General features: G+C 41.6%; 29 protein-coding genes and 1 other annotated feature (1 of these 30 cut by a window edge). Of the genes, 28 read left to right on the forward strand and 1 reads right to left on the reverse strand.

The window, feature by feature from the left end:
• Nucleotides 1–163 precede the first annotated feature (163 nt).
• Complete coding sequence (locus HMPREF9960_RS07745; RefSeq protein WP_005590852.1) at nt 164–1,096, reverse strand: nitronate monooxygenase; 933 nt, start codon at nt 1,094–1,096, stop codon at nt 164–166.
• A gap of 293 nt (nt 1,097–1,389) precedes the next feature.
• On the opposite strand from HMPREF9960_RS07745, the gene HMPREF9960_RS07750 reads away from it, so the two are divergent.
• The 28 genes from HMPREF9960_RS07750 to HMPREF9960_RS07875 all read left to right on the forward strand — a co-directional run bounded on the left by HMPREF9960_RS07750 (nt 1,390) and on the right by HMPREF9960_RS07875 (nt 25,017).
• Complete coding sequence (locus HMPREF9960_RS07750; protein ID WP_005590851.1) at nt 1,390–1,620, forward strand: DUF1858 domain-containing protein; 231 nt, start codon at nt 1,390–1,392, stop codon at nt 1,618–1,620.
• Nucleotides 1,621–1,622: 2 nt separating this feature from the next.
• Nucleotides 1,623–2,984 carry a DUF438 domain-containing protein gene (locus HMPREF9960_RS07755; protein WP_005590850.1) on the forward strand — a complete coding sequence of 454 codons (1,362 nt, stop codon included), beginning with the start codon at nt 1,623–1,625 and terminating at the stop codon, nt 2,982–2,984.
• Between the two features lie 26 nt (nt 2,985–3,010).
• Nucleotides 3,011–3,265: a DUF1912 family protein gene (locus tag HMPREF9960_RS07760; protein WP_002899692.1), complete on the forward strand. Its 255-nt coding sequence runs from the start codon at nt 3,011–3,013 to the stop codon at nt 3,263–3,265.
• A 345-nt stretch (nt 3,266–3,610) separates the two neighbouring features.
• Nucleotides 3,611–4,174, forward strand: coding sequence for a GNAT family N-acetyltransferase (locus HMPREF9960_RS07765; protein ID WP_005590849.1), 564 nt, complete (start codon nt 3,611–3,613; stop codon nt 4,172–4,174).
• Nucleotides 4,171–4,998 (forward strand): hypothetical protein, encoded by an 828-nt coding sequence (locus HMPREF9960_RS07770; RefSeq protein WP_005592404.1) that lies wholly within the window; start codon nt 4,171–4,173, stop codon nt 4,996–4,998. Before HMPREF9960_RS07765 ends, HMPREF9960_RS07770 begins: the two co-directional genes overlap by 4 nt.
• 79 nt (nt 4,999–5,077) lie before the next feature.
• Entirely contained in the window at nt 5,078–7,729 is a 2,652-nt protein-coding gene (locus HMPREF9960_RS07775; RefSeq protein ID WP_005590847.1) for a valine--tRNA ligase, read from the forward strand.
• Between the two features lie 140 nt (nt 7,730–7,869).
• Complete coding sequence (locus HMPREF9960_RS10700; RefSeq protein WP_174263566.1) at nt 7,870–8,253, forward strand: hypothetical protein; 384 nt, start codon at nt 7,870–7,872, stop codon at nt 8,251–8,253.
• Nucleotides 8,226–8,792 carry an Eco57I restriction-modification methylase domain-containing protein gene (locus HMPREF9960_RS10845; protein WP_005592338.1) on the forward strand — a complete coding sequence of 189 codons (567 nt, stop codon included), beginning with the start codon at nt 8,226–8,228 and terminating at the stop codon, nt 8,790–8,792. The genes HMPREF9960_RS10700 and HMPREF9960_RS10845 overlap by 28 nt, the downstream gene beginning before the upstream one ends.
• Before the next feature lie 472 nt (nt 8,793–9,264).
• On the forward strand, nt 9,265–9,696 hold the full coding sequence (locus tag HMPREF9960_RS10850) for an ATP-binding protein (protein WP_005592353.1): 432 nt from the start codon (nt 9,265–9,267) through the stop codon (nt 9,694–9,696).
• Nucleotides 9,630–11,471, forward strand: a complete 1,842-nt coding sequence (locus HMPREF9960_RS09845; RefSeq protein ID WP_231913455.1) for an ATP-binding protein — start codon at nt 9,630–9,632, stop codon at nt 11,469–11,471. The genes HMPREF9960_RS10850 and HMPREF9960_RS09845 overlap by 67 nt, the downstream gene beginning before the upstream one ends.
• Nucleotides 11,472–11,493: 22 nt before the next feature.
• Nucleotides 11,494–12,117, forward strand: a complete 624-nt coding sequence (locus tag HMPREF9960_RS07795) for a hypothetical protein (RefSeq protein ID WP_005590843.1) — start codon at nt 11,494–11,496, stop codon at nt 12,115–12,117.
• On the forward strand, nt 12,110–12,403 hold the full coding sequence (locus HMPREF9960_RS10855; RefSeq protein WP_005592426.1) for a hypothetical protein: 294 nt from the start codon (nt 12,110–12,112) through the stop codon (nt 12,401–12,403). The genes HMPREF9960_RS07795 and HMPREF9960_RS10855 overlap by 8 nt, the downstream gene beginning before the upstream one ends.
• A 594-nt stretch (nt 12,404–12,997) precedes the next feature.
• Entirely contained in the window at nt 12,998–14,248 is a 1,251-nt protein-coding gene (locus HMPREF9960_RS07805; RefSeq protein ID WP_005590841.1) for a diaminopimelate decarboxylase, read from the forward strand.
• A 57-nt stretch (nt 14,249–14,305) separates the two neighbouring features.
• Entirely contained in the window at nt 14,306–14,554 is a 249-nt protein-coding gene (locus HMPREF9960_RS07810; RefSeq protein ID WP_005590840.1) for a YneF family protein, read from the forward strand.
• A gap of 99 nt (nt 14,555–14,653) precedes the next feature.
• Nucleotides 14,654–15,448 carry a glutamate racemase gene (racE, locus tag HMPREF9960_RS07815; RefSeq protein WP_005590839.1) on the forward strand — a complete coding sequence of 265 codons (795 nt, stop codon included), beginning with the start codon at nt 14,654–14,656 and terminating at the stop codon, nt 15,446–15,448.
• Nucleotides 15,445–16,422, forward strand: coding sequence for a nucleoside-triphosphate diphosphatase (locus tag HMPREF9960_RS07820; RefSeq protein WP_005590837.1), 978 nt, complete (start codon nt 15,445–15,447; stop codon nt 16,420–16,422). The genes racE and HMPREF9960_RS07820 overlap by 4 nt, the downstream gene beginning before the upstream one ends.
• Nucleotides 16,398–16,919, forward strand: a complete 522-nt coding sequence (locus HMPREF9960_RS07825) for a metallophosphoesterase (RefSeq protein WP_005590835.1) — start codon at nt 16,398–16,400, stop codon at nt 16,917–16,919. The genes HMPREF9960_RS07820 and HMPREF9960_RS07825 overlap by 25 nt, the downstream gene beginning before the upstream one ends.
• Complete coding sequence (gene cbpB, locus HMPREF9960_RS07830) at nt 16,916–17,377, forward strand: cyclic-di-AMP-binding protein CbpB (RefSeq protein WP_005590833.1); 462 nt, start codon at nt 16,916–16,918, stop codon at nt 17,375–17,377. The genes HMPREF9960_RS07825 and cbpB overlap by 4 nt, the downstream gene beginning before the upstream one ends.
• Nucleotides 17,374–18,105, forward strand: a complete 732-nt coding sequence (gene xerD, locus HMPREF9960_RS07835) for a site-specific tyrosine recombinase XerD (RefSeq protein ID WP_005590831.1) — start codon at nt 17,374–17,376, stop codon at nt 18,103–18,105. Before cbpB ends, xerD begins: the two co-directional genes overlap by 4 nt.
• 2 nt (nt 18,106–18,107) lie before the next feature.
• Nucleotides 18,108–18,818, forward strand: coding sequence for a segregation/condensation protein A (locus HMPREF9960_RS07840; RefSeq protein ID WP_005590830.1), 711 nt, complete (start codon nt 18,108–18,110; stop codon nt 18,816–18,818).
• Nucleotides 18,811–19,356 (forward strand): SMC-Scp complex subunit ScpB, encoded by a 546-nt coding sequence (scpB, locus tag HMPREF9960_RS07845; RefSeq protein WP_005590827.1) that lies wholly within the window; start codon nt 18,811–18,813, stop codon nt 19,354–19,356. The genes HMPREF9960_RS07840 and scpB overlap by 8 nt, the downstream gene beginning before the upstream one ends.
• Nucleotides 19,357–19,489: 133 nt before the next feature.
• Nucleotides 19,490–20,221, forward strand: a complete 732-nt coding sequence (locus HMPREF9960_RS07850; RefSeq protein WP_005592340.1) for a pseudouridine synthase — start codon at nt 19,490–19,492, stop codon at nt 20,219–20,221.
• Nucleotides 20,218–20,478 carry a membrane protein insertion efficiency factor YidD gene (gene yidD, locus HMPREF9960_RS10155; protein WP_005592331.1) on the forward strand — a complete coding sequence of 87 codons (261 nt, stop codon included), beginning with the start codon at nt 20,218–20,220 and terminating at the stop codon, nt 20,476–20,478. The genes HMPREF9960_RS07850 and yidD overlap by 4 nt, the downstream gene beginning before the upstream one ends.
• 85 nt (nt 20,479–20,563) lie before the next feature.
• A complete protein-coding gene (rsmD, locus tag HMPREF9960_RS07855; protein ID WP_037586339.1) occupies nt 20,564–21,103 on the forward strand; it encodes a 16S rRNA (guanine(966)-N(2))-methyltransferase RsmD in 540 nt (179 codons plus the stop codon).
• On the forward strand, nt 21,093–22,667 hold the full coding sequence (locus HMPREF9960_RS07860) for a SepM family pheromone-processing serine protease (RefSeq protein ID WP_005592362.1): 1,575 nt from the start codon (nt 21,093–21,095) through the stop codon (nt 22,665–22,667). Before rsmD ends, HMPREF9960_RS07860 begins: the two co-directional genes overlap by 11 nt.
• 162 nt (nt 22,668–22,829) lie before the next feature.
• Nucleotides 22,830–23,393 (forward strand): YutD family protein, encoded by a 564-nt coding sequence (locus HMPREF9960_RS07865; RefSeq protein ID WP_005590819.1) that lies wholly within the window; start codon nt 22,830–22,832, stop codon nt 23,391–23,393.
• 9 nt (nt 23,394–23,402) lie between these two features.
• Nucleotides 23,403–24,491, forward strand: a complete 1,089-nt coding sequence (gene rlmN / locus HMPREF9960_RS07870) for a dual-specificity RNA methyltransferase RlmN (RefSeq protein ID WP_005590818.1) — start codon at nt 23,403–23,405, stop codon at nt 24,489–24,491.
• Nucleotides 24,478–25,017 (forward strand): VanZ family protein, encoded by a 540-nt coding sequence (locus HMPREF9960_RS07875; protein WP_005590817.1) that lies wholly within the window; start codon nt 24,478–24,480, stop codon nt 25,015–25,017. The genes rlmN and HMPREF9960_RS07875 overlap by 14 nt, the downstream gene beginning before the upstream one ends.
• Before the next feature lie 75 nt (nt 25,018–25,092).
• Nucleotides 25,093–25,282 (forward strand) — a binding site (T-box leader); it runs 41 nt beyond the window's last position.

The raw sequence follows: 25,282 nt of genomic DNA on the forward strand, positions 1-25,282 counted from the left end.
CAATTGTCTTTGGATTATCGAGCAAGACGCAGTGGTTGAGTGGGCTCTACTACGCTGATTTCATCAGCTTTTATAGCCCTACTCAACTGTGCGGAGGTGGGACGACGAAATCGAATTCTAACGAATTACCGATTTCTGTCCCACTCTCTTTTGAGTTAGAGGATTATAGCTTGATTTCAGTGTTTTGGAGAACCTTTTGGGCATCGGCAACGATTGTGTCGAGGATTTCTTTACATGGACGAATTTCCTTGACTAAGCCTGCGATTTGGCCACTCATCATAGAGCCATGCACGGTATCTCCTTCATAAACAGCTTTAGAAAGAGAACCGATGGTGATTTCTTCGAGTTCATCACGATTGGTGCCCTTGTTTTCTAGTTCGATATAGTGGTCGGTCATTTCATTGCGGATACAACGAACCGGTGCACCAGCAATACGACCAGTAACGGCAGTAGCAGTGTCATTGGCTGCGACAATGGCATCCTTGTAGCCTGCTGAAATTGGGCATTCTTCAGAAGCTAGGAAGATAGTTCCCATCTGAACCCCTTGTGCACCGAGGACAAAAGCGGCAGCGAGACCACGACCATCGGCAACGCCACCTGCAGCGATGACTGGAATATCAACGGAGTCAACAATCTGAGGAATGAGAGCCATAGTATTGGTTTCACCGATGTGGCCACCAGCTTCAGAACCTTCAGCAATCACGGCATCAACTCCGAGCTCTTGCATTTTTTGTGCGTGTTTGACACTGGCAATAACAGGGATTACCTTGATACCTGCCTCTTTCAGATAAGGCATGATGAATTTTGGTGTACCAGCCCCAGTCGTTACGACAGGAACTTTTTCTTCAATGATGACCGTCACAATCTCCTTGATATTTTTCATCATGAGCATGACATTGACGGCAAATGGCTTGTCAGTCAATTTACGCAGTTCACGGATTTCTTCGCGCAACTGCTCACCCGTCATTCCACCTGAAGCAATGATTCCCAGTCCGCCAGCTTCTGAAACAGCTGCCGCCAGTTGGTAGTGGGAAATCTGAGCCATAGCTCCTTGGAAAATAGGGTACTTGATATTCAACAATTTTGTAATAGACATAGGGCAACTCCTTTATTCTGTATTTAAAATCATTATATCACTATAGTAAAGCGTTTTCAATGAAGCTGTAATCTGGCAAAAGCCAGGAGTTTGTGAAAGAAATCTCAGAAATGGTTGATAAGAATAGCCTTTCCTTGTGAAATTAAATTTATCAGTGTCCTTATAACAATAACTTATAGCCTATTAGAATTTGTTATATACTCCAAGCTTGGATTTGAGCAAGTGATGGAAAGGATTTTTATTGGACGCATCTTTTGTGATATAATAATAAAAAATACACGGAGGTAGGGCATATGGATAATGTGATTGATTTGTCTATTCCAGTGGCAGAAGTGATTGAGAAGCAGCCTGAAGTTTTAGATGTCTTGGTCGAGTTGGGCTTTAAGCCTCTGGCCAATCCTGTTATGCGCAATACAGTCGGGCGCGTGGTTTCTATCAAAAAAGGAGCCAGCATGAACGGTATTGACCTGAATAAAATCAAGCAAACTCTGGAATTGAACGGCTATGAAGTGGTGGGGATTTAGAAATGGCTACTGAACGCATTGAAGTCCTCAAGTCTATCTTGCTAGATTTACATAATGGAGCTTCAGCAGAGTCCGTTCAGGAGCTTTTCAACGAGTATTTTGCTGGTGTGTCCGCTATCGAAATCAGCCTGATGGAGCATGAGCTGATGAACTCGGATACGGGAGTGACTTTCGAAGATGTCATGTCCCTCTGCAATGTCCATGCCAACCTCTTTAAAGGTGCCATTCAGGATGTGGAGGTGGCTGATACCGACCATCCAGGCCATCCTGTTCAGATCTTCAAACAGGAAAATTTAGCGCTGCGGGCTGCCCTTATGCGGGTTCGCAGGCTCCTATCCACCTATGAAAGTACAGAAGATGAGGAGCTTCTTCCTGAAATCCGCAAGGGACTCCAGCGCCAGCTGGGTTTGGTGGGGCAGTTTGATATACACTATCAGCGCAAGGAAGAGCTTATGTTTCCTATCATGGAAAGCTACGGTCACGATTCGCCGCCCAAGGTCATGTGGGGAGTAGATGACCAGATTCGCGAACTTTTCCAAGAGGCTAAGATTGCTGCAGAGCAACTGCCGGATACTTCGATTCAAGAGGTCAAGGACAAGTTTGAGGTTTTTGCTGCTGAGTTTGAAGCTATGATTTTCAAGGAAGAATCCATCCTTCTCATGATACTCCTTGAGTCCTTTCATCAGGATGACTGGCTCAAGATTGCTGAGGAGAGTGATGCTTATGGCTATGCTATCATTAAGCCGACGGAGAAATGGATTCCTGCGCGGCGCTCATTCTCGGAGGAGGAAGCTGGGAATGCTGCTGATGAAGGAAGCGAAGCGCCAGCAAGCACAGAGCAGACTAGTGATGGCAGATTTGAGCAGGTCATTGATACGCCAGATGGTCAGGTCACCATTTCCTTTAAGCCTAAGGAAAAGAAGGAGCAAGCCTTTAATCGGGAGTCCCAGCAGCCTTTTGGCCATGGCTATCTGTCGGTGACGGAGGCCAATCTGATTTTGGACCATCTGCCCATGGAGATTACCTTTGTCAATAAGGACGATATTTTCCAGTATTATAATGACAGTGTGCCGGCGGACGAGATGATTTTCAAGCGGACGCCGTCCCAGATAGGGCGCGATGTCGAGCTCTGTCACCCGCCCAAGTTTTTGGATAAGGTCCGGCGGATTTTCAAAGCTCTGCGCGAGGGAGAGCGGGACAAGTTTGAGATGTGGTTCAAGTCGGAATCGCGGGGCAAGTTTGTCCATGTGACCTATGCGGCGGTGCGGGATGAGGCCGGTGAATTTCAAGGGGTGCTGGAGTATGTACAGGACATTCAGCCCTTCCGTGATATTGACAGTGATTTTTACCGAGATTTGGACTAGGTATTTGCAGTTAGAAAGTGAGAAAAATGAGTTACGAACAGGAATTTTTACAGGAGTTTGAAGCTTGGGTCAAGACCCAGGTCATGATTAATGAGATGGCCCTCAAGGAGAGTCAGGCAGTCTACGAGGCGGACCAGGACGAGAGGGCCAAGGAAGCGGCTATTCGCTATGAAAGTCGTCTAGATGCTTACCAGTTCCTTTTAGGAAAATTCGCCAACTATCAGGCGGGCAAAGGATTTCACGACCTGCCAGATGGACTTTTGGGTGAGAGAAATTATTGATTTTTCGCTGGAAAGGTGATAGAATAGGTTCATCAGAGGTGTTTTGAGTCAAGCATTTTACAGAAAGTGGCGGTGCTGAGAAGTCCACAAATGTGTCAAAACTGGTTGCTGATGGATGAAAAATTGAAATACAAGTGTCTTTTTGTTTCCTTTTAGGACTAGGCAAGGAGCTGCAGGCTATACTAGCGTATGCCAAAGCGACTTAACGCCGTCATAAAAGAGAAAGAATAAGAGAAAAGTTGCGGGCGCTTGCCCGAAATTGGGTGGTACCGCGGATAAACACATTCGTCCCTTTCTAGTCTGACTAGGAAGGGATTATTTTTATGTTGCGGAAAGGAGGTTTGAATGAAACTTCTTGAATCTTATAATGGTAAAGAGTTGCCAAGGTTGGAAACTGAGCATTTGATATTGCGTCAGAGAACGGCAGATGATGTGGAGGATATGTTTGCTTATGCTAGTCTGCCTGAGGTCTGTTATCCAGCTGGCTTTCCTCCTATAGATAGCTTGGAAGCAGAGCGTGACTATTTTGAAAATCTAGAAAAGAAGGAACTTCCGTCTGGCTATGGCATTACAGTTAAGGGGGATGACCGAGTCATTGGCTCTTGTGACTTCAATCATCGCCATGAAGATGATGTCTTTGAAATTGGCTACCTCCTGCATCCAGATTATTGGGGGAAGGGTTATGTGCCAGAAGCCGTCAGTGCTTTGATAGAAGTCGCTTTTACCATTCTTAAACTCCACAAGGTTGAAATTCGATGCTTTGATTACAATAAACAAAGTCAGCGAGTTGCAGAAAAACTTGGCTTTACCCTTGAAGCTCGCATCCGGGACCGCAAAGATGCCCAAGGCAATCGCTGTGCAGAGTTGGCTTATGGCTTGCTGAGGAGTGAGTGGGAGGTGCAGAAATGAACTTGACTATTGAACAAATCGCCTCTATTATTAGTGCAGTTGGGATAAGCACAATCGTTAGTGCTATAATCGCATTCGTTCAAAATAATAAAAAGAACAATCTAGATTTTGTTACAAAAGAACGGTCAGAATGGCGAAAAAAATTAAAAGAAATATTATCAGAATTAAGAGATGATACTAAAAAAGAGTCTGCCATAATCAAGTTGAAATCAGAAATAAATCCATATGGGAAGGATATGGAGTTAAAGAATACAAAGCCCTATTATATGAAAGATGGTCACATTTGGGATTTACTAGATAATGAGGGAGAAATTGATTTTGATAGGTTAGCATTCTATATTGAATTGCTATTAAAATTTGATTGGGAACGTTCTAAAATAGAAGTAAGTTATAATCCTATTAAGGTGATCAATCGAGTGCTAAATTTCCTTTTGTTTTTTTCATCTCTTTATTGTATTTATCTAGTATCTATTAATTTTTTGAGTAACGAAACTAATATCCTATATGCAATAAATCTTGCAATAAGTATTGTTGCGTTTATTTTAATTTTAGTACAGCCATTTATAACAGATGCTATTATTTCAAATCCACCTGAAGAGCAAAAACAACAAATGTGGTTATTTTTTATATTATATGCGTTACCGCATATTTGTATAACATGGAATCTAATCTATAAATTTAATTTAGATACACCGTTTTACTTTATTAGTGTTATATTAATTTTTGTGTATGAAAAATTATATTTATATCTACTTTATACTTATGAATATACCTATGTTAAAGAAATAAAGAGATATTTAAGAATAAAAAGTAAAAAAGGTTAATGAGCATCCTATTTTACTTTATAGATATAGAAAAAATAGGAAACGAATTGTTAAAGAAAAATGGATAAGGAGAACACACATGTCTAAAGAACTTTCACCTAAATACAATCCAGCCGAGGTTGAGGCTGGTCGTTACCAAAAATGGCTTGATGCCGATGTTTTCAAGCCTTCAGGCGATCAAAAGGCTAAGCCTTATTCGATCGTGATTCCGCCACCAAACGTTACAGGTAAACTCCACCTTGGTCACGCTTGGGATACGACTTTGCAGGATATCATCATCCGTCAAAAACGCATGCAAGGCTTTGATACCCTTTGGCTTCCTGGTATGGACCACGCGGGGATTGCAACTCAGGCTAAGGTTGAGGAGCGCTTGCGTGGTGAGGGCATTTCCCGCTATGACCTCGGTCGTGAGAAATTCCTAGATAAAGTCTGGGAATGGAAAGACGAATATGCGACGACCATCAAGGAACAATGGGGCAAGATGGGCCTCTCTGTGGACTATTCTCGTGAGCGTTTCACTCTTGACGAAGGTTTGTCAAAAGCCGTTCGCAAGGTTTTTGTCGAGCTTTACAAGAAAGGCTGGATCTACCGTGGTGAGTTTATCATCAACTGGGACCCAGCAGCTCGCACAGCCCTTTCCGATATCGAGGTAATCCACAAGGACGTGGAAGGTGCCTTCTACCACATGAACTACATGCTGGAAGACGGCTCACGCGCTCTTGAAGTTGCGACCACTCGTCCTGAGACCATGTTTGGGGACGTTGCCGTTGCGGTCAATCCAGAAGACCCTCGCTACAAGGACTTGATTGGTCAAAACGTAGTCCTTCCAATCGCTAATAAGTTAATCCCAATCGTTGCGGATGAACATGCAGACCCTGAGTTTGGTACAGGTGTCGTGAAAATCACACCTGCCCACGATCCAAACGACTTCTTGGTTGGTCAACGCCACAACTTGCCACAAGTCAATGTTATGAACGACGACGGAACTATGAATGACTTGGCCTTCGAATTTGCCGGCATGGATCGTTTTGAAGCACGCAAGGCAGTCGTTGCCAAGTTGGAAGAAATCGGTGCCCTCGTTAAAATCGAAAAACGTGTCCACAGTGTTGGTCACTCAGAACGTACAGGTGTTGTGGTTGAGCCACGCTTGTCTACGCAATGGTTCGTCAAGATGGACCAATTGGCTAAGAATGCCATTGCTAACCAAGATACAGAGGACAAGGTAGAATTCTACCCACCTCGTTTCAATGATACCTTCCTCCAATGGATGGAAAACGTCCACGACTGGGTAATTTCTCGTCAGCTCTGGTGGGGTCACCAAATCCCTGCTTGGTACAATGCTGAGGGAGAAATGTATGTCGGCGAAGAAGCTCCAGAAGGCGACGGTTGGACTCAGGACGAAGACGTCTTGGACACTTGGTTCAGTTCTGCCCTTTGGCCATTCTCAACTATGGGCTGGCCTGATGTCGATTCAGAAGACTTCAAACGTTACTTCCCAACTTCAACTTTGGTAACAGGTTACGACATCATCTTCTTCTGGGTATCTCGTATGATCTTCCAATCCTTGGAATTCACTGGCCGTCAGCCATTCCAAAACGTCCTTATCCACGGTCTCATTCGTGACGAGCAAGGACGCAAGATGTCTAAATCTCTCGGAAACGGAATTGACCCAATGGATGTCATCGAGAAATATGGTGCCGATGCCCTTCGTTGGTTCCTTTCAAACGGTTCTGCACCAGGACAAGACGTGCGCTTCTCTTATGAGAAGATGGATGCTTCATGGAACTTCATTAACAAGATTTGGAACATCTCTCGCTACATCCTCATGAACAATGAAGGTTTGACCCTTGAGCAAGCAACTGCCAATGTCGAAAAAGTTGTCAACAAGGAAGCTGGTAATGTTACTGACCGCTGGATTCTCCACAACCTCAATGAAACCATCGGCAAGGTCACTGAGAACTTCGACAAGTTTGAGTTTGGTGTGGCTGGTCACATCCTCTACAACTTCATCTGGGATGAGTTTGCGGACTGGTACGTTGAGTTGACCAAGGAAGTCCTTTATAGCGACAACGAAGAAGAGAAAGTCATCACACGTTCTGTTCTCCTTTACACTTTGGACAAGATTCTTCGTCTCCTCCACCCAATCATGCCATTCGTGACAGAGGAAATCTTTGGGCAAATCTCAGAAGGCTCTATCGTAACAGCAGAATACCCAACTGTCAACCCAGCATTTGAAGACCTTGCGGCTCACACTGGTGTCGAAAGCCTCAAAGACTTGATCCGTGCTGTACGTAATGCGCGTGCGGAAGTAAACGTAGCACCAAGCAAGCCAATCACCATTCTCGTGAAAACTAGCGATAGCGACTTGGAAGCCTTCTTTAATAGCAATGTCAACTACATCAAGCGTTTCACAAATCCAGAGCACTTGGAAATTGCATCAGCTATCCCTGCACCTGAACTCGCGATGTCAAGCGTCATCACAGGAGCAGAAATCTACCTACCACTCGCAGACCTCCTCAATGTCGAAGAAGAACTGGCTCGCCTCGACAAGGAACTAGCTAAATGGCAAAAAGAACTGGATATGGTCGGTAAGAAGCTCTCTAACGAACGCTTCGTAGCCAATGCCAAACCAGAAGTCGTCCAAAAAGAACGCGACAAACAAGCCGACTACCAAGCTAAGTACGACGCGACCGTAGCGCGGATTGATGAGATGAAAAAGTTGGTTAAATAAACATAGGAACCTCGGCAATTTGCTGGGGTTTTTGGTATAATAGACATAATAATTATGAACAGAGAATATAAAGTGATGGGTCAACAAAACTTTTTAAAAAAAATGGTGTTTACTACACTAGTAAATCATTAGCGAAAACTATGATTGATTGTTTAAATATTGATTATACAAAAGAGTTTACAATAATTGAACCTGCTGTTGGAGAGGGACATATTTTTTATTTAATTGTTGAAGAGTTCCTAAAAAAGAATCAAAATAAATGTCGAGAAAAAATAAAAAAGAAATTGGAAAATAACTTTTCTGCATTTGATATTAGAGAAGACGCAATTAAACTATGTATTTCGAGACTTGATAAATTGGTTAGTAAATATTACAATGATCTATCAGTAAATTGGAATATTTATATTTTTGATGCATTAGATTACTATCAAAAATTTGATAAACAAAAAAATACGATTATGTTATTAGTAATCCTCCATATATTTCAAGAAAAAATATGGGCAAATATATGGTTGATAAACTAAAAAAACATAGTGAATTTTGTAATCGATTTAACTTTGATATCTATTATTATTTCTTTGAGTTAGGACTATCTCTTTGGAATAAAAAAGGAAAAATAAGTTATATTACTCCAAATAATTATTTGAGAGCTAGAGGTGCTGAAACACTACTTCAAACATTAATCTCTAATAAATACATTGAAAAAATAATTGATTATGGTGATTTATTGAATTTTGAAGATGCAACAACATATACAGCAATCACGGTTATTTCTAATAAAAATGCTAATTTAGAGATTGTAAGTTCAAACAATACTAAATTAAAGAGTTTTTCATATGATGAACTGTATAAAAAAGAAATTTATTATCTATATGATGAAAAATTTATGTATGAAGGAGGAGACTCCGTCTTACTGGGAGAAATAGCAGATATAAAAAATGGTTTAGCTACCCTACAAGATAGTGTATTTATTATTGCTGAAGAAGATATAGTTGATGATTTGGAAGATAATTATGTTATAGAAAAAAATCTAGACATTATCTTATTGAGAAAGCTATTTTAAAAAAAGGAGTGCGAGTTTCTAATCTTAATAAAAAATATTATACAATCTTTCCCTATGATGATAGAAATCAGAAAATAATTACAATTAGTGAACGTTATCCATGTACTTATGACTATTTAAGAAATGAGTTAAATGATTCTTTTCAAGAAAAGTATGGTATTTATTTTGGTCGGACTCAGGGAATGTTGAATTACTATTCTCAAAAAATTATAATACCGAAGGTTGCCAATTTAGAAGATGTTCCATTTAAACAAATTGATTTTGGTTTTGTATTGGCTGGTATTTCAATTGTATTTTTAAGGGATCTGAGTCAGGCATCTTATAATAGAATTCTAAAATATTTAAATTCAAAACTTGTAGTCGATTATTTAAAAAGAATATCTAAGAACTATTCATCAGGATATAAAAATATAAGCACTAACGATCTAAAAAAATTAGAATCCCAATTAAGTTATTTGATGAGGAGTAAAAAATGGGTGATAAACTTAACTATATCGTTGAAGATAATATTATTGCAGAGGTTTTAGGTAGAAATAATTTCTCAACAAAAGAATCTGCTATTTTAGAATTAATAAAAAATGCTTATGATGCCGGGGCTAGTAAGTTAAACTTAATTTTCAAAAAATCTGAGGATACAGGACGTTTAATGCTTGAAATAATAGATGATGGTTCTGGAATGGATGAAAATGATATCAGGCAAGCTTGGATGCATGTTGGTAAAAGTACCAGAGACTATAAAGATTCTGATACGGGACGGATTCTTGCTGGATCAAAAGGAATTGGAAGGTTTGCTTTAGCTAGATTAGGTGAATCGGTTGATATGTTCACTAAAAAAAATTGGGAGTTGGTTATCACTGGAAAACCAATTGGAATGGTTCAGAGATTGATATTGATTATAATCTAGCTAGTCAAGGAACTAAAATTCAAATAAATGAATTAAGAGATAAATGGTCATCAAAAAGTATCAAACCGTTAAAAAACTATATAAGTAAGACTTATAGAGATAGTAAAATGAAAATTTCTATAATGTTTTTAGTAGAGAATGGAGAAAGTTTAGAGGAGGAGACTGAGTTAATTTGGACAAATCCTAAAATTGGGGAAAATTATCTTGAATCTATTGCAATCAATTATAATTCTAAGAATAAGATACTTTCTGGTCAAGTACTTTCAGATGAATTTAATGATTCTGTTATGAAAATGACAAACAAGAATATAAAAGAGTATTTGTTTAAACAAAATATGATTGACGAGTTAAATAAAGAAATCTCCGAATTAATAATTGAAGAAGAAGATATTGAAAAAGAAAATATAACAGAGCAAATGATTGCAGATTTATTAGAGGAAGTAGGTTCTTTTGAAGGTCAATTATATTTTAGTTTAAATAATGTTAGTCAAGTAGATAAAGAAAAATATGAATATAAATACACATCATTATCAAATAGATTTAACATCGGGGTAATTTTATATAGAAATGCTTTTAGTATAGATTCTTTTGAGGGTAGAACAGACTGGTTAGAGCTTGGCAAACGTTCTGCTTCCTCACCAGCAGCTGCTTCACATCCAACAGGTTCTTGGAGAGTTCGTCGAAATCAATTATCAGGTTACATTATAATTGATAAAGAAGAAAATTCTCATATTGAAGATATTTCAAATAGGCAGGGTATTGTTCAAAATATTCATTTTATTATTTTAAAGAAAATCATTGATAGTGCTTTAAAGGAATTTGAAAGTTATAGACAATCTATAATTAGAGATATTAGAAAAATAAAAGATAAAGAAAATCGAACATCCGTTATAAAAGAAGTTAATATTGAAAATAAAATTGATAGTTTTATTGAACAAAGTAAATCCATAGAAGAATTAACTATTGAAGATTTAGTTGAAGTGAAAAACAAACTCTCAGAGTATAAAAATAAAGTTAACGATATCACATCTGAAAAACTGGAAGTGGAAGAAAATTATCGCTATGAAGCACAGTTGTTAAATGTTCTTGCTACTTTACAATTAAAAATAAGTTCGTTAAGCCATGAATTACATAATAATAGGAATACAATTGCTGCAAATCCTGAAAAAATTGAAGAAGCTTTAAAAAGAAAATATAATTGGGAGGAACTTGAGTCTGAAATGCCAAGTAGTAGGAATATTCCATTATTATTAAAAAATCTTGAAAAAGATTTAGAAAAAGTTTTGGATCTCTCTGATACTATTATAGATGAAAATAAAAAAGAAAGATTCGAGCCACGAGAATATAGTTTAGAAGTTCTTGTGGAGGAGATAGTTGAAAAATGGAAAACTCAATATAATTGGGTTAACTTTAAAACTAATTGCACCGGCGAAGATATCATAATAATATCTTACGATTATTTAATGATCATACTCGATAACTTAATTCTTAATAGTGTGCAGGTGAATGAATATAGAAAAGAATTAGAAATATCGATTGATTTCGATTACAATAAAGGGAAACTACTACTTGAATATTCTGATAATGGCAAAGGGCTTGATAAAAAATATAAAAATAATCCGTTGAAAATATTAAATGTTCACGAAGGCACTAGAGAAGATGGGCATGGTTTAGGGATGTGGATGGTGAACAACACAGTCTATAAACTTAATGGTAATATTAGTATTGATGGAGAAACAAACGGATTTAATTTAAAAGCAGAAATGAATATATAAAAATTATTAGTGAGGGTATGATATGACACAACAGATTAAGTTGATATATGTGGATGATAAGCTAGATCCGTTATTAGTTGATTATCTATATGATTTTAGAAAAGATGACATAATAATCGTTTATAATGAAATCCAATTTGATAGTAGTAGTAGAAATTATGAATCATTATTAACTGACAGCAGAGTTTTAGAGTCTGATATTATTGTTATTGATTCTAAGTTGTTCGAGAATGAATATGCAGAATCTGGTTCAAAATTTACTGGCCAAGAATTTAAATTGGTTTTAAGAATTTTAAATCCTTTTATAAAAGTAATTGTAATAACTCAAAATAGAGACTTAGCAAATTATGGGGTTTTAAACAAATTTGCTACTTCTAAAGGTAATGCTTCTCAAGATAATGCTAATGATTTTTATAATAAATCCTTAAAGCCTACAATAGAAGAAGCAATAAAAGAAATAGTAGAGATGAGAAGAATTGGGGAGGAGTTGGAATTAAACAAAGGTGCTTATGATGGATCGTTGATTGTTGAAAAAACACAAAATTTACTTAATAAAATAACATCGTATAGAGAATTGACAGACGAAAAAATCGATGAGCTAATAGATATCATAAAGAAGGAAGTATTGGAGAATAGAGATGAGTGATTATCGATTTGTGGGAGAAGAAGAAGCTGACGTTGCAAAAATTATTCAAGAAAAAAATCGATTAGCATATAAAATCGATAAACGAACAATCAAAGATGACAATCTGGGGAAACATTATGATAAAATCAAAAATAAATGTTCTAATTATTATGAGACTTTTCAAGAAATTTATCATCAAAAATGTGGCTACTGCGGTGTTTCAGTCGCTATAAATTCAGCACCTCAATATGAGTTAGATCATTTTATTAATGAATTAAAAAAACATCTCCAAATGGAAAATCTGTAGATCATATCGAAAATCTTATATTTGCTTGTCGAAATTGCAATCAAGCAAAAAAAGAATTTGATACAAGAAAGATTATTGATATAGTACACCCTGATGGGGAAAATATAAAAAAAGTTTTTGAACGAGATCAATATTATAAAATAGTTATCTCTCAAGAATATTTAAACAATGAGGAGGTTAAATCATTCTATAGTAAAATGAAATTCGACTACGCATATAGGAAATTAGATTATCTATTGTTGAACCTTTACTTTTCTAAAAATGATAAAATAGATAAAATTTATAAAAGATTATTAGAACTTAGAAATAGTTTTCCAAGTTTGAATAAATTACAATAATATTTTAGAAAACAAGTCACTACCTAATGAATTCTGTCAGTTCGAATAAACCAACGAGTTCAGAGTGCATGTAGAAATGAATCTGACGTCATAACTCCTAACTTATTCCATATAACTTTTTAACTTTATAGTTTAAAGGCTCTAGGGTTTCTGTGATGGATAAAACCATTGTAGAAATTCTGGCGTCTATTTTTTCTCCTCCCAAATCCACACTTGTGTTATAATATTGTCAGTAAAAGAGAAAGTAGGAGCGTGTATGAAAACTCCATTTATCAGTCGTGAGCGCTTGGCGGAGCTGACAGCGCAGTTTCCAACGCCTTTTCATTTGTATGATGAGAAGGGGATTCGAGCGAGAGCACGGGCTTTGCATGAGGCTTTTGCTTGGAATGCTGATTTTAAGGAATATTTTGCTGTCAAGGCGACACCGAATCCTGCTATTTTAAAAATCCTCAAGGAAGAGGGCTGTGGGGTGGACTGTGCCAGCTATGTGGAGCTGATGATGAGCCAAAAGCTGGGCTTTGCTGGGGATGAGATTATGTTTTCGTCCAATAATACGCCAGCTGAGGAATTTCGTCTTGCTCGGGAGTTAGGAGCGAACATCAATCTAGATGCCTATGAAGACGTGGCTTTCTTGAAGGAAGTGGCTGGGATTCCCAAGGTGATTTCTTGCCGCTATAATCCCGGCGGTGTCTTTGAACTGGGGACTAGTATCATGGATCATCCGGAGGAAGCTAAGTTTGGCATGACTAAGGACCAGCTGATTCAGGCCTTCAAAGACCTCAAGGAGCTGGGAGCGGAAAAATTTGGCATCCATGCCCTCCTGGCCTCCAATACTGTCAGCAATGACTATTATCCAGCACTGGCGCGGCAGCTGTTTGAGTTGGCGGTAGAGGTCGTGGAAGCGACGGGGGTTGAGTTGGATTTTATCAATCTGTCTGGCGGTGTCGGAGTTAACTACCAGCCTGAAGGCGAGGAAAATGATATTATGATCATCGGTCAAGGAGTTCGTCAGGCCTATGAGGAAATCCTGACACCAGCTGGTCTGGGGCAGGTCAAGATTTTCACTGAGCTGGGGCGCTTTATGCTGGCTCCTTTCGGTCTCTTGGTGACCAAGGTGACGCACAAAAAGCAAACTTATCGGACTTATCTGGGAGTGGATGCTTCTGCGGTCAATCTCCTGCGTCCCGCTATGTATGGAGCTTATCACCATATTACCAATATGGATCGGACAGAAGGACCGACGGAGATTGTTGATGTGGTCGGTAGCCTCTGTGAAAACAACGACAAATTTGCCATCCAGCGGGAGTTGCCTGTCAGTCAGATTGGCGATACACTGGTCATTCATGATACTGGTGCCCACGGCTTCTCCATGGGTTACCAATATAATGCCAAGCTGCGCTCTAGCGAGATTCTCCTAGAGGAAAATGGTCAGGCTCGCATGATTCGCCGGGCAGAGAGGCCAGAAGATTATTTCGCGACTCTCTATGGCTTTGATTTTGAAAAATAGAGATAATTTGGTATAATTAAGAGTAATGTAAAAAATGAAACAGGAGTTCGGATTATTATGAATACATTGTTAGCAATTTTATTGATTATGCTGGCTTTCTTTGGTGGGATTTTGCTTGGTATGTACTTGCTTCGCCGTCAGGTCGAAAAGGAATTTGCGGAAAACCCACGTCTCAATGTAGAAGCGGTGCGGATGTTGCTCAGTGCCAATGGTCAAAAACCAAGTGAAGCACGTGTTCAACAAGTTTACCGTCAAATCATCAACCAACAAAAAGCAGCAGCAGCTAAAAATAAAAACAAAAAATAAGCTTCTCTCAGCCGCCCTTTGGTGGCAGACGGAGATTTCTATATAAAAAATGGGGATTTGGGCTAGGCTTCCAATCCCTTGTTTTAGAAAGAAGACTGTATGGATAACCGACCGATTGGATTTTTAGACTCTGGGGTGGGCGGTCTGACTGTTGTCCGTGAATTGATGCGGCAACTCCCCCATGAGGAAGTGGTTTATATAGGTGATTCGGCTCGGGCTCCATATGGTCCTAGGCCGGCGGAGCAGATTCGGGACTATACTTGGCAGTTGGTCAATTTTCTCTTGACCAAGGATGTTAAGATGATTGTCATTGCCTGCAATACTGCCACAGCTGTTGTCTGGGAGGAAGTCAAGGCTAAGTTGGACATTCCTGTCCTCGGTGTGATTTTGCCCGGAGCTAGCGCTGCCATCAAATCTACGACTGGTGGCAAGATTGGGGTCATCGGGACTCCTATGACGGTTCAGTCCGATATTTATCGGAAAAAGATTGAGGCATTATCCCCTGAGATGGAGGTGCAGAGCTTGGCTTGTCCTAAGTTTGTCCCGCTGGTGGAGTCAAATGAGCTCCAGTCTAGCTTGACTAAAAAGGTGGTCTATGAGACTCTCCATCCTCTAGCGGGCAAGGTGGACACTCTTGTTTTGGGCTGTACCCATTATCCTTTGTTGCGGCCAATTATTCAAAATATGATGGGGCCGAGCGTTAAGCTGATTGACAGCGGAGCTGAGTGTGTACGGGATATTTCTGTCCTGCTCAATTATTTTGAAATTAATCGCAGCCGTGACAAGCACGAACTGAATCATCGTTTTTATACTACAGCCAATGCTAAGAGATTTGCGGAAATCGCAGAAAACTGGCTGAATCTGAAAGTCAATGTGGAGCATGTGACCTTATGACAAAAAACATTTATGAATACAAAGATGCCTCTGACTGGTATGTAGCTGAATGGGGACAGAGTGTCTCTTATAGCGAGTTCGAGCAGGTTCCAGCCGAAGCTTCTGATATTTTAGACCGCTTAGAGAGTATTTTGGCGGAAGAAGAGCTAGGCCTGCCCTTAAATATCACGGTCATTCGCTATGGCTCAGCCTTTCGCTTTTTGACCTTCTTGCTGGATATTTTAAACCAAGAAACGGACCGAAAGTTAGAATTATTGCAGCGCCAAGGAGCCCTTCTCTTGGTTGAAGGGGGCAAATTGCTCTATGTCCATCTGCCGCAGACTGGTATAGATTTACAAGCCTTTCTGGGAGCAAAAGATGTCAAGGATACTCTCTTGATTGCGACTCGAAACGAGGGCAAGACAGCAGAGTTTCGTAAGCTTTTCGGGAAGTTGGGCTACGAGGTAGAAAATCTGAATGACTATCCTGATTTGCCAGAAGTGGCTGAAACGGGTATGACCTTCGAAGAGAATGCCCGCCTCAAGGCTGAAACGATCAGCCAGTTAACTGGCAAAATGGTTTTGGCAGATGATTCCGGCCTGCAAGTGGATGTCTTGGGTGGTCTACCAGGCGTCTGGTCGGCTCGCTTTGCTGGCGTTGGTGCGACAGATGACGAAAACAATATTAAGCTCCTGCATGAGCTGGCCATGGTCTTTGATATTAAAGACCGCTCTGCTCATTTCCACACGACTCTGGTGGTCGCAAGTCCAGATAAGGAATCCTTGGTGGTCGAAGCGGATTGGCCGGGCTACATTGCCCATGAACCCAAAGGCGAAAATGGCTTTGGCTACGATCCTTTGTTCTTGGTCGGAGAGACGGGAAAAACTTCGGCTGAGCTGACAATCGAAGAGAAAAATGCCCAGTCCCATCGTGCGCAAGCAGTGCAAAAATTAATGGAGGTATTTCCAGCATGGCAAAGCAAACAATCATCGTAATGAGCGATTCCCATGGGGACCGTGCCATTGTCGAAGAAATGAAAGATCAGTATCTGGGAAAAGTCGATGCTATTTTCCATGATGGAGACTCAGAGTTACCTTTTGAGGATGAAGTCTGGGAAGGAATTCATGTCGTAGCGGGCAATATGGACTTTTATCCTGGTTATCCAGAGCGGCTGGTGACAGATTTGGATGGGACCATTATTGCCCAGACCCACGGGCACCTTTTCAATATTAACTTTAGCTTCCAAAAGCTGGATCTGTGGGCTCAGGAAGTGGGGGCAGATATTTGTCTCTATGGCCATTTGCATGTTCCAGATGCTTGGATGCAAGGGAAGACTCTCTTCCTTAACCCAGGCTCCATTAGCCAACCTCGTGGCTCAATCAACGAACGTCTCTACGCGAAGGTAGAGATTGATGAAGACCGCTTTAGAATTGATTTTTATACGCGAAATCATGAGCTCTATCCAAGCTTGTCCAAGGAGTTTGCCCGATGATTGCTAAGGAATTTGAAGATTATCTGTTGCAGCATGAGGACACTTTTTTGACACCTGGGGAGAATTTGGCGGTCATGATTGACACGCACAATGTGGATCATGCCATTCTCTTACTTAGCCAGATGACCTATTCACGCATTCCAGTGGTGACTGCGGAGAAAAAGTTCGTTGGCACCATTTCTCTGACGGATATCATGGCTTATCGGATGCAGCATGAGCTGGCAGAGGAAGAGTTTATGTCTATGGACATTGTCCACATGACACGAAAGGATGGTCTGACTGTCGAGCCAGATTACAAGATTGCGGACGTTTTGCACAAGCTGGTGGATGAGTCTTTCCTGCCTGTTGTGGATAAAGAACAACATTTTTATGGCATCATTACTAGAAAGTCGATTTTAAAAGCTGTTAACTCGTTGATGCATACCTTCACGAGTCAGTATGAGATTTCCAAAAAATGAAAGAACAAATCACCCCTTTTTTAGAACAAAAAAATATCTCAGAAAATTCAAAATTAGCCTATTCCTACGATCTGGAGCAATTTGTCAATGAAATCCACAGCAAGGTGACGGAAACCAATTTGCGGATTTATCAAGCCTCTATCAAGGATTTCAAGGCGGCTGTCCAGAAGCGGAAGCTCTCAGCGGTCAATCAATTTCTTTACTATCTTTACGAGAACAAGATGATTGGTGAATTTCACCGCTTGACTCTGCCCAAAGTCGCTATTTCCAAGGAACTGGGAAGCGAGCTGATAGACTTATCAGCCTTTTGGGAAACTTCTGCGGTACCACAAGGCCGGCTGATAGCGCTCTTGATTTTGGAAATGGGGCTCTTGCCAAGTGAAATCCTGCAGGTCAAGGTTGAAGATGTCAATCTTGATTTTCAGGTTTTGCGGATCGAAAAGGCTGGGCAGAAGCGGATTATTAAGATCCCTGAATGTCTGACGAGCGAGTTGGGCGATTATTTGACAGGAACTTATTTATTTGAAAAGAATGGCAAGTCCTATTCGCGCCAATGGGGCTTTCGCCAGTTGGAAGCTTTTTTGATTGAGCAGGGGCAGGCCAGCTTGTCAGCCCAAAGCCTGCGAGAGCAATTTATCCTGCGCCAGCGGGAAAAGGGTGTCGGTATCTATGACATTGCTCGTGATTTGGGCTTGAAGACAGTGATTACATTAGAAAAATACAGATAAGAATGGATATCAAGTTAAAAGATTTTGAGGGGCCGCTAGACTTGTTGCTCCACCTCGTATCCAAGTATCAGATGGATATTTACGATGTGCCTATTACCGAGGTCATCGAGCAATATCTGGCTTATGTGTCTACTTTGCAGGCTATGCGGCTGGAAGTGACGGGAGAATACATGGTCATGGCCAGTCAGCTCATGCTGATTAAGAGTCGCAAGCTCTTACCCAAGGTGGTAGATCAGGTGGATCTGGAAGATGATCTGGAGCAGGATTTGCTGAGTCAGATTGAGGAATATCGGAAGTTCAAGCTGCTAGGCCAGAAAATGTCCCTCCAGCATGAGGACCGTGCTCTTTACTACTCCAAGCCCAAGCTGGAATTGGTCTATGAAGACGCTGAGCTCCTGCATGACAAGACAGCTGTTGATCTCTTTTTGGCTTTTTCCAAGGTGATGACCAAGAAGCAGGAGGAGTTTTCCAAGAGTCATACGACCATTGTGCGAGATGAGTACAAGATCGAGGACATGATGGAAGTAGTGCGCCAGCGCTGTCGGGCTCATAAACGTCTGGCCCTGCAGGATATTTTTGCAGAAACCAAAGATATGAATGAAGTGATTACGCTCTTTTTAGCAACCTTGGAGTTAGTAAAGGTGCAGGAGGTGCAGGTCATTCAGGAGGAAAACTTTGGAAATATTTATTTAGTAGGAAGAAAGAATGAGTAAATTAGCAGAGATTGAAGCCCTGCTTTTTGTGGCGGGGGAAGACGGTCTGAAAGTTCATCAGCTATCAGAAATCCTCTCCTTGCCACCAACCGGCGTCATCCAGAGTTTGGAAAAATTGGCGGAGAACTATCAGGCGAATCCTGACTCCAGCTTGACCTTGCTGGAAACTTCAAAGACCTATAAGTTGGTCACCAAGCCTGAATTTGCTGAGATTTTACGGGAGTATTCGCGAGCGCCAATCAATCAGAGCTTATCCCGAGCTGCACTGGAAACCTTGTCGATCATTGCTTACAAGCAACCCATAACAAGGGTGGAGATTGATGATATTCGTGGGGTCAATTCCAGCGGGGCGATTTCGAAGTTACTAGCCTTTGAGCTGATTCGGGAAGATGGTAAGAAGGAAGTCATTGGCCGTCCCAATCTCTATGTGACGACGGATTATTTCTTGGACTACATGGGCATCAACCATTTGGACGAATTGCCGATTGTGGACGAAGCGGAGCTCATTGCTGAGGAAAGTCAGCTTTTCGGAGAGTGACAAGTTCATTCTATAAGGGACGTTTTCTGAACGATTCCAAGCTTTGAGGGAGGCACCGCTTCCCCTATTTGCCATTTTTCCAGCTGTTAAAGTTGTGAAAATGGTCTTTGTATTTTGTGAAAGGACAATATCGATGAGAATCAATAAATACATTGCCCATGCGGGAATTGCCAGCCGGAGAAAGGCTGAGGAGCTGATCAAGCAGGGGCTAGTAACCGTAAATGGGCAGGTGGTGCGTGAGCTAGCGACGACCATCAAGTCGGGCGACCGAGTAGAAGTAGAAGGCCAGCCTATCTACAATGAAGAAAAGGTCTACTACCTGCTCAATAAACCGCGCGGGGTGATTTCCAGCGTGACCGATGACAAGGGGCGTAAGACAGTCGTTGATTTGCTGCCGCAGGTCAAGGAGCGGATTTATCCCGTTGGCCGACTAGACTGGGATACTTCTGGTGCCTTGATTTTGACCAATGACGGTGACTTCACAGATGAGATGATTCACCCGCGAAATGAAATTGACAAGGTCTATGTGGCGCGTGTCAAGGGTGTGGCCAATAAGGAAGTTCTGCGTCCGCTGACTCGCGGTCTGGTCATTGAGGGCAAGAAAACCAAGCCAGCTGTTTATGAGATTCTCAAGGTCGATCCCGTGAAGAATCGTTCGGTTGTTCAGTTGACCATCCACGAAGGGCGCAATCATCAGGTCAAGAAGATGTTTGAAGCCGTGGGGCTGCCAGTGGACAAGCTTTCACGGACTCAGTTTGGACATTTGGATTTAACTGGCCTCAAGCCAGGTGAAGCACGTCGATTGAGTAAAAAGGAAGTCAGCCAGTTGCATAATTTGGCTGTGACCAAAACTAAGAAAAAATGATTAAGAAAATATTGATAGCGCCGGTTCGTTTTTACCAGCGCTTTATTTCCCCTGCCTTTCCCCCTTCCTGCCGTTTTCGGCCGACCTGTTCCAATTACATGATTGAAGCCATAGAAAAACACGGAGCAAAGGGGCTGTTGATGGGCTTGGCAAGAATTGGTCGCTGCCATCCCTGGTCCGAGGAAGGGGACGATCCAGTGCCGGATCATTTTAGCCTCCGACGAAATAATTCTAAAACAAACTTAGAACGGAAATAGCCTTGTTTCCGTTTTTTGCTAGAGAATAAAGTCCAGCCTTAGCAATTACTATCAGCTTTTCAATATTTTTGTTATAATGTTTTTTATGAGAGTTGTTTCAGGGAAGTACGGGGGCAGGCCCCTCAAGACATTAGATGGCAAGACAACGCGACCTACGACAGACAAGGTCAAGGGCGCGATTTTTAATATGATTGGGCCTTATTTTGATGGCGGCCGGGTGCTGGATCTGTATGCAGGCAGCGGTAGTCTGGGGATTGAGGCGGTGTCTCGCGGCATGGAGTCAGCTGTTTTAGTTGAAAAAGATCGGCGGGCGCAAGCTATCGTGGCGGAAAATATTGCCATGACCAAGGAAGCAGCGCGCTTTGAGCTGCTTAAGATGGAGTCGAGTCGAGCGCTGGAGCGGTTGACTGGCCAGTTTGATCTGGTTCTGCTGGATCCGCCCTATGCCAAGGAGCAGATTATTGCGGATATTGAGAAAATGGCGGAGCGCAAGCTCTTGAGCGAGGATATTATGGTTGTTTGCGAGACGGATAAGTCGGTTGATTTGCCAGAAGAAATCGCAGACTTGGGTATCTGGAAGCAAAAAATATATGGAATTTCAAAGGTGACGGTCTATGTCAGATAAAATCGGGCTCTTTACTGGGTCATTTGATCCCATTACTAATGGACATGTGGACTTGATTGAGCGGGCCAGTCGGTTGTTTGATCGCTTGTATGTGGGAATCTTCTACAATCCTCACAAAGCAGGATTTTTTAGCATCCATGCGAAAAAAAGAATGGTTCTAGCGGCTTTGGCGCATTTGGAAAATGTGGAAGTCATCACTTCCCATGATGAATTGGCGGTCGATGTGGCAAAAAGGCTGGGTGTGACTACTCTTGTCCGCGGTTTACGCAACGGTCAGGACTTGGACTATGAAGCTGGCCTGCATTTTTTTAATAAGGAATTGGCACCTGATTTGGAGACCGTATTTCTGCTGAGTCAGCCGGCTTACCGATATATCAGTTCTTCAGCGATGCGGGAATTGATCGCTTTTCAGCAGGATCTTTCTGCCTATGTGCCAGCAAGTGTGATTGAGGAGTTAGAAAAAAAGATGAATAATGACATGACAAATCCGAAAAAGATGACGAAGGAAAATAAACGTGGTTTAACAGTAGTTGGTTGTGCTGGAGTGGCCTCGATTATCGTGCTTGTGCTCTTCCTATTTTCTTTCATTGTTCCATTGCCTTACTATATTGAGGTGCCTGGAGGCGCAGAAGACATTCGGAAGGTTCTGACTGTGGACGGAAAAGAGGACCAGGCAGCAGGTTCCTATAACTTTGTAACTGTTGGAATCCAGCATGCAACCTTTGCCCACCTGGTCTACGCTTGGCTGACGCCTTTTACGGATATTTATTCGGCTCAGGATATGACGGGTGGCTCAAGTGATGCTGAGTATATGCGCATTAACCAATTTTATATGGAAACGTCGCAGAATATGGCCAAATATCAAGGTCTCAAAGCCGCAGGAAAAGACATCAAGATGAACTATCTGGGTGTCTATGTTCTAAAAGTAGCTCCGAATTCGACCTTTAAAGGAATTTTGAATATTGCGGATACGGTGACGGGAGTCAATGACAAGACCTTTGAAAGCTCGGAAGATTTGGTCAAATATGTCAATTCTCAGGCCTTGGGCGATAGTGTCAAAGTGACCTACGAAGAAGATGGAAAAACCAAGACGGCGACGGGGAAAATCATCAAGCTGGAAAATGGCAAAAACGGAATTGGCATTAGTTTGATTGACCGCACGGAAGTCAACAGCAGTGTTCCGATTGAATTTTCGACCGAAGGCATCGGTGGTCCCAGTGCTGGCCTCATGTTTAGCCTAGCCATCTATACTCAGCTGGCCAATCCAGACCTGCGAGACGGCCGCGTGATTGCGGGAACGGGCAGCATTGACAGAGAGGGCAAGGTCGGTGATATTGGTGGGATTGACAAAAAAGTCGTCTCTGCTGCTAAGATCGGAGCAACAATCTTCTTTGCTCCGGATAATCCTGTCAGCGAGGAAGAAAAAAAGGCTAATCCCAAAGCCAAGACCAACTATGAAACGGCGCTTGAAGCAGCTAAGGAAATCAAAACAGATATGAAAATCGTACCGGTTAAGACTCTTCAGGACGCGATTGATTATTTAGAAAAAACCAAAAAATCTTAGTTTCAGCTAAGATTTTTGTCTTTTAGAGACGAACGAAGGGTGTTTGTTATTAAATCGTCTGACTTTTTACAGAAAGATCTTTTTCTTCTGAAAAAATATAAATTCCCCTTGTTTTGTGATAAAATAATATGAAGTAAGATAGATGAGTGACAAAGGATAGGTATGCGTAAAGAGATTTCACCCGAGTTATATAATTACAATAAATTCCCTGGCCCAGAATTTAAGCAAATGGGCAGCAAGATAATTGCAGAAAAATTTGAGTTTGAATTGGTTGAGAATTATAAAGAGGCCTTTGACTTGACGGCCTTTCACCAACGCTTTTCAGAAATTCTGAACAAGTTCGACTATATTGTCGGCGATTGGGGCAATGAACAGTTGCGATTGCGCGGTTTTTATCGGGATGAGAAAGCCAAGGAAAATGCAGAGAAAATCAGCCGTTTGCAAGACTATCTGCTAGAATATTGTAATTATGGCTGCGCCTATTTTGTTTTGGAAAATGCTCAGCCAAGACGGGCCGCCTTTGACAAAAAATCCCATCATAAGAGAAAATCGGATGGCAAAAAACATCCAGAAATTTCTAGGGAACGTGGCTCTAAAAAAACGAAAGACGATCAGCAAAAACATCGTCCAAAGGCAAGCAAAAACAAACAACAGAAACAAGGCAAGCAGGCAAAGCAAGCGGCATCTAGCCAATCACAGCGCCATTTTGTCATTCGTCAGAAATAAAGGAGAAACATGAAACCATCGATTTATAGCTTAACGCGAGAAGAAATGATTGAATGGGCGGAAGCTCAGGGAGAAAAGAAATTCCGTGCTGCCCAGATTTGGGAGTGGCTCTATCGTAAACGGGTTCAGTCTTTTGAAGAGATGACTAATCTGTCCAAGGACTTGATTGCCAAGTTAAATGATCAGTTTGTCGTCAATCCGCTTAAACAGCGCATTGTCCAAGAGTCGGCTGACGGTACGGTCAAGTACCTCTTTGAGCTATCAGATGGTATGCTGATTGAGACCGTACTCATGCGCCAGCACTATGGACTTTCTGTCTGTGTGACCACCCAAGTTGGCTGCAATATCGGCTGTACCTTCTGTGCTTCCGGCTTGATTAAAAAGCAACGCGACCTCAATAACGGTGAGATTGTAGCTCAGATTATGCTGGTTCAGAAGTATTTTGACGAGCGTGGTCAGGATGAGCGGGTCAGCCATATCGTGGTTATGGGAATCGGCGAGCCTTTTGACAACTATGACAACGTGCTCAAGTTTGTCCGGACGGTCAATGATGACAAAGGTTTGGCTATCGGTGCCCGCCATATCACAGTTTCGACCTCAGGGCTGGCGCATAAGATTCGTGACTTTGCCAATGAAGGCGTGCAGGTCAATCTAGCTGTATCCCTCCATGCCCCGAATAATGATTTGCGGACCAGCATCATGCGGATTAACCGGTCCTTCCCTATCGAAAAGCTTTTTGCAGCTATCGAATACTATATCGAGACGACCAACCGCCGGGTGACCTTTGAATATATTATGCTCAATGAAGTCAATGACGGGGTAGAGCAGGCCAAGGAATTGGCTGAGCTGCTCAAGAACATTAAGAAACTGTCTTATGTCAATCTCATTCCTTACAACCCCGTTAGCGAGCACGATCAATACAGCCGCAGTCCCAAAGAGCGTGTGATGGCCTTCTATGACACCCTCAAGAAAAACGGCGTCAACTGTGTGGTGCGTCAGGAGCACGGTACAGATATTGATGCAGCCTGCGGCCAGCTGCGTTCCAATACTATGAAGCGTGATCGCGAGAAAGCATTGGTAGAAAATGTTCAGCCTTAAGAACTATCTGACTTCAGACGGTGAGCTAACAGCCAAAGGGCGGAAATTGCTGGTAGGAGGAAGCTGGCTCTATTTCTTGATGCTCTGCATTCTGTGCTTTATCCCTCAGGTTCCAGAGCCAGGAATGGAGACGCCGGGAGTCCAGTATTTTGGCCGAATAGTAGTTTTGCTAGTCCCGTTTAATTCCTTTGTTAATATTGGAGAGATTACTTCTTGGATCCAGCTGGTCAAGGTCTTTATCCAAAATCTAGCCAATATCTTCTTGCTGTCGCCCTTAATCTTCCAATTGCTTTGGCTCTTTCCGAAATTGCGGAAGACAAAAAAGGTTGTCTGGCTGAGCTTTGGGATGAGTCTGTCTATCGAAGTGACTCAGATTCTGCTGGACCTTCTTATCAACGCCAATCGAGTCTTTGAGATTGATGATCTCTGGACCAATACTTTGGGTGGTTATCTGGCTTGGCGGGCTTTTCAGCTTGGTCAGAAAATCTGGAAAAATCGTCAAGGCGGCGCTTTCAAAAGAGATTAGCGAGAGAAAGGTTCGGATTTAGGAGAAAAAATTAAATTTTTTCTTGACAAGAAAAAGGGAAAGGCCTATAATGAAATAAATCATCAGAAAAGTAATAATTTTTTCTACTTTCAGGGAGCCTGTGGTTGGTGGAAACAGGTAGTGGAAGGTTATGAAGTGGGCTGATGTAAAAAAATGAATTTGAAACAATAAAAATTCGGTTAGCACACCTTACAGTGCAGCTTGTTGTTAGACAAGACAGAGATATGGAGGTAGTCTATACTTT

The organism is Streptococcus cristatus ATCC 51100 (assembly GCF_000222765.1).
Lineage (GTDB): Bacteria > Bacillota > Bacilli > Lactobacillales > Streptococcaceae > Streptococcus > Streptococcus cristatus.

Coding starts and splice junctions, on each gene's coding strand:
- HMPREF9960_RS07745 (WP_005590852.1), bottom strand. CDS start 1,096: ATGTCTATTACAAAATTGTTGAATATCAAGTACCCTATTTTCCAAGGA.
- HMPREF9960_RS07750 (WP_005590851.1), top strand. CDS start 1,390: ATGGATAATGTGATTGATTTGTCTATTCCAGTGGCAGAAGTGATTGAG.
- HMPREF9960_RS07755 (WP_005590850.1), top strand. CDS start 1,623: ATGGCTACTGAACGCATTGAAGTCCTCAAGTCTATCTTGCTAGATTTA.
- HMPREF9960_RS07760 (WP_002899692.1), top strand. CDS start 3,011: ATGAGTTACGAACAGGAATTTTTACAGGAGTTTGAAGCTTGGGTCAAG.
- HMPREF9960_RS07765 (WP_005590849.1), top strand. CDS start 3,611: ATGAAACTTCTTGAATCTTATAATGGTAAAGAGTTGCCAAGGTTGGAA.
- HMPREF9960_RS07770 (WP_005592404.1), top strand. CDS start 4,171: ATGAACTTGACTATTGAACAAATCGCCTCTATTATTAGTGCAGTTGGG.
- HMPREF9960_RS07775 (WP_005590847.1), top strand. CDS start 5,078: ATGTCTAAAGAACTTTCACCTAAATACAATCCAGCCGAGGTTGAGGCT.
- HMPREF9960_RS10700 (WP_174263566.1), top strand. CDS start 7,870: ATGATTGATTGTTTAAATATTGATTATACAAAAGAGTTTACAATAATT.
- HMPREF9960_RS10845 (WP_005592338.1), top strand. CDS start 8,226: ATGGGCAAATATATGGTTGATAAACTAAAAAAACATAGTGAATTTTGT.
- HMPREF9960_RS10850 (WP_005592353.1), top strand. CDS start 9,265: ATGGGTGATAAACTTAACTATATCGTTGAAGATAATATTATTGCAGAG.
- HMPREF9960_RS07795 (WP_005590843.1), top strand. CDS start 11,494: ATGACACAACAGATTAAGTTGATATATGTGGATGATAAGCTAGATCCG.
- HMPREF9960_RS10855 (WP_005592426.1), top strand. CDS start 12,110: ATGAGTGATTATCGATTTGTGGGAGAAGAAGAAGCTGACGTTGCAAAA.
- HMPREF9960_RS07805 (WP_005590841.1), top strand. CDS start 12,998: ATGAAAACTCCATTTATCAGTCGTGAGCGCTTGGCGGAGCTGACAGCG.
- HMPREF9960_RS07810 (WP_005590840.1), top strand. CDS start 14,306: ATGAATACATTGTTAGCAATTTTATTGATTATGCTGGCTTTCTTTGGT.
- racE (WP_005590839.1), top strand. CDS start 14,654: ATGGATAACCGACCGATTGGATTTTTAGACTCTGGGGTGGGCGGTCTG.
- HMPREF9960_RS07820 (WP_005590837.1), top strand. CDS start 15,445: ATGACAAAAAACATTTATGAATACAAAGATGCCTCTGACTGGTATGTA.
- HMPREF9960_RS07825 (WP_005590835.1), top strand. CDS start 16,398: ATGGCAAAGCAAACAATCATCGTAATGAGCGATTCCCATGGGGACCGT.
- cbpB (WP_005590833.1), top strand. CDS start 16,916: ATGATTGCTAAGGAATTTGAAGATTATCTGTTGCAGCATGAGGACACT.
- xerD (WP_005590831.1), top strand. CDS start 17,374: ATGAAAGAACAAATCACCCCTTTTTTAGAACAAAAAAATATCTCAGAA.
- HMPREF9960_RS07840 (WP_005590830.1), top strand. CDS start 18,108: ATGGATATCAAGTTAAAAGATTTTGAGGGGCCGCTAGACTTGTTGCTC.
- scpB (WP_005590827.1), top strand. CDS start 18,811: ATGAGTAAATTAGCAGAGATTGAAGCCCTGCTTTTTGTGGCGGGGGAA.
- HMPREF9960_RS07850 (WP_005592340.1), top strand. CDS start 19,490: ATGAGAATCAATAAATACATTGCCCATGCGGGAATTGCCAGCCGGAGA.
- yidD (WP_005592331.1), top strand. CDS start 20,218: ATGATTAAGAAAATATTGATAGCGCCGGTTCGTTTTTACCAGCGCTTT.
- rsmD (WP_037586339.1), top strand. CDS start 20,564: ATGAGAGTTGTTTCAGGGAAGTACGGGGGCAGGCCCCTCAAGACATTA.
- HMPREF9960_RS07860 (WP_005592362.1), top strand. CDS start 21,093: ATGTCAGATAAAATCGGGCTCTTTACTGGGTCATTTGATCCCATTACT.
- HMPREF9960_RS07865 (WP_005590819.1), top strand. CDS start 22,830: ATGCGTAAAGAGATTTCACCCGAGTTATATAATTACAATAAATTCCCT.
- rlmN (WP_005590818.1), top strand. CDS start 23,403: ATGAAACCATCGATTTATAGCTTAACGCGAGAAGAAATGATTGAATGG.
- HMPREF9960_RS07875 (WP_005590817.1), top strand. CDS start 24,478: ATGTTCAGCCTTAAGAACTATCTGACTTCAGACGGTGAGCTAACAGCC.